Origin of the sequence: Minwuia thermotolerans, from assembly GCF_002924445.1 — a bacterium.
GTDB classification, from domain to species: Bacteria; Pseudomonadota; Alphaproteobacteria; order Minwuiales; family Minwuiaceae; genus Minwuia; species Minwuia thermotolerans.
Map to the genome: position 1 here is coordinate 1 of NZ_PIGG01000001.1, position 2,943 is coordinate 2,943.

Here is a 2,943-nt window from a genome sequence, read left to right on the forward strand (position 1 = left end):
CAGGGGCGACCCGTCACGCACCGTCGGAGGCAGCCGCTCTGTCCGCTGCGCCATCTACACCCGAAAGTCCAGCGAGGAAGGACTGGAACAGGCCTTCAACTCGCTGGACGCCCAGCGCGAGGCCTGTGCCGCCTACATCCGTAGCCAGCAGCACGAAGGCTGGATGGAACTGCCCGTCCACTACGATGACGGCGGCTTCTCCGGCGGTTCGATGGAGCGACCGGCACTGGCAGCATTGCTGGACGACATTCGGGCCGGCCGCATCGACACGGTGGTGGTCTACAAGGTCGACCGGCTGACCCGGTCGCTCGCCGACTTCGCCAGGATCGTGGAACTGTTCGAGGACCAGGGTGTCTCCTTCGTCTCGGTCACCCAGCAGTTCAACACCACCACCTCCATGGGACGTCTGACGCTGAACGTCCTGCTCTCCTTCGCCCAGTTCGAGCGGGAGGTCACTGCCGAGCGCATCCGCGACAAGATCGCCGCGTCGAAGAAGAAGGGCATGTGGATGGGCGGGGCCGTGCCTATCGGCTACCGGGTCGAGGACCGCAAGCTGGTGGTCGACCCGGACGGCGCGGCAACGGTCCGGCGCATCTTCGGGCTCTATCGCGAGTTGGGCTCTGTCCGGGAGGTGAAGGCCGCCTGCGACCGGGAAGGCCTCCTCTCTGCCACCCGGACCAGCCGCTCGGGCCGCAGGACAGGTGGCATCCACTTCAGCCGGGGCCATCTCTACTGGCTGCTGCGCAATCCGATCTACATCGGACGCGTGAAGCATCGCGGCCAGACCTACGAGGGTGAGCACGAACCGATCATCGACGTCGCCACGTGGGAGGCGGTCCAGCAGAAGCTCGACGGCCGTGCGAAGCGTCGCCGGGCCCAGGTCAACACCCCGTCACCATCTCATCTGCTCAAGGGCCGGCTGTTCGATGAGGCCGGCGAGCCGCTCTATGCCACCCAGGCCCAAAAGCGGGGCCGGCGCTATTCTTACTACACCTCGAAACATCTCGTGACGCGCAAGGCCGCCAGCAGCAGCGGCTGGCGGCTCCCCGCCCCCACCCTGGACAAGCTCGTCGTCGACCAGATCGTGGCGCTGCTGCGCGACCCCCTGCGGGTGATCGACCTGATGACCGATGGGCGCGGCGAAGATGCGGCAATCACCGGACTGCTCGATGCAGCCAGTGACGTCGCCAACACCCTTGCCGGCGACGAAGGCACCCCCCGGCGTCGAATGCTCGACGCCCTGCTCAACCGGATCGACCTCAGAGATAGCTGCATCGTGGTTCACCTCCGGCCGTCTGCCATCGGCGTTGGGGACATGAATGTCGGCCACGACATGTCGGCAGGTGACAAAGATGAAGATGCCATTCTGGCCGTGGAACTGCCGGTGAAGATTTCACGCCGCGCCAACGGTAGCCGCATTATCCTCGCCAGCGGGGAACTGCAGATCGGCGAACCCGACGCTAACCTCATCCGCCTCATCACGGACGCGCATCGGTGGGACCGGATGCTGGCCGAGGGCGAGGTCGGCTCGCTGCAGGAACTGGCTCGATGTGAACGGGTCGACCGCAGCGACATCGGTCGAACCCTGAACCTCGCCTACCTGGCGCCGGACATCGTCGAGGCCATACTCGACGGAAGGCAGCCGGTTGGGCTGACGGCCAAGAAGCTCAAGCGGACAAGCGAGTTGCCGCTCGACTGGAAGGCACAGCGCCACGCCCTCGGCTTTGAGGCCTGAGAGGTCGGCTCTGCTCCGCAAATGATGGTGGGGACCCTGAAATCGGCCAAAAGAGACGCGGCCGCATTCGGCCAGGATTCGTCTCCCCTTTGGCGTCTCCCGGGACGCTCTTCAGCGCCGCGAGCCCCGCAAAGCCGGGCAAACCGCGGGTCTCCGCCGGGACGCAGTGTGGACATAGGTTCGCGGGAGACGGGGTGGTGGCGTCGGCAGTCTCCACGGTACGGCTCTCGAGCATCGCTACCCTGTTTACAGGGAAGAACAGGGAATTTCCGTCTTTTTCGGCCCCGGCGGGGTGATTCCGGTTGCCGTAACCCCCTGAAATCCGGTTCCTTTTCGGGCGATTTCCCTGTGACTTGGAACAGGGAATACAAGTCCCGGAACAGGGAACCGGAATCGATCTGCAGGGAATCCGACACCGAATGCAGGGAACCGCCCGCCAGGAGCAGCGTATTCCCCAGGGAAATCCCCCAAACGCCGGTTCCAGCACGCTTCAGACCAGCGCCATTGATCAGGTCATGCACGGGCGCTTCAGAGCGGCGCTGGCTTTGACAGACCTTGGGCGCAAGGCGCTGCACGAGCGGATTCCGGGGCTCTCTGCGAGCGCCATCGGGGGCCGGCGCCCGGCAATCGACGGTGTCGACACCGGGTTCTCTGTTTGATGCCGATGGGCTTCAGGATGCGGGACAAACGTGGTCGGAACCGGGACGGGCGACCTCCGAAGCGGGACGAATGTGGGACGGGAGGGGCCTGAAGTGGGACAGCTTCGCGCGATGGCGGGACGGAAGTGGGACGGCGGCAGGGCTGTCCGGGACAGGGATCGAGGAATACGGGACGGAATTGACGTTTTCCGGGACGGAACCGGGACGGCCCCGAGAGGCGGACGGTGGAAGTCTTTCCTCGCTGCAGACCTGACCGTCGGTCTGGTGCGCCTGGCCGAGGATGACTCCCGGCGCCCGTGCCGATGGGATGGCGGTGGAGTCCCCCGACGTCAGCAGGCGTGATGCGACGTCGAGCACAGTGCGGGTTCAGACCGGCCCCCTACCCCGCCAGCGTCGACCGGCCTCGGCTTGGACAAGATATGGCGATTCGACACACCGATTCGCCAGGTTCGAGACAATCGCCAGCAATTTGCAGTCGGATCCGGCGCTGTTTCACCTCCTGATTGTCCACACCTCGAAAAAAATCCGGGGATGTTTCGGTGGGGACCG

Annotated in this window: 2 protein-coding genes; both read left to right on the forward strand. The window is 65.2% G+C overall.

The annotated features are described in order from the left end of the window. The first annotated feature begins 52 nt into the window (after positions 1-52). Complete coding sequence (locus CWC60_RS00005; protein WP_109792011.1) at positions 53-1,735, forward strand: recombinase family protein; 1,683 nt, start codon at positions 53-55, stop codon at positions 1,733-1,735. A 419-nt stretch (positions 1,736-2,154) separates the two neighbouring features. Further along, entirely contained in the window at positions 2,155-2,394 is a 240-nt protein-coding gene (locus tag CWC60_RS00010) for a hypothetical protein (protein ID WP_109792010.1), read from the forward strand. Positions 2,395-2,943 lie beyond the last annotated feature (549 nt).

Bases quoted from the DNA above. Each gene is read 5' to 3' on its own strand.
- CWC60_RS00010 (WP_109792010.1), top strand. From the start codon at position 2,155: ATGCAGGGAACCGCCCGCCAGGAGCAGCGTATTCCCCAGGGAAATCCC.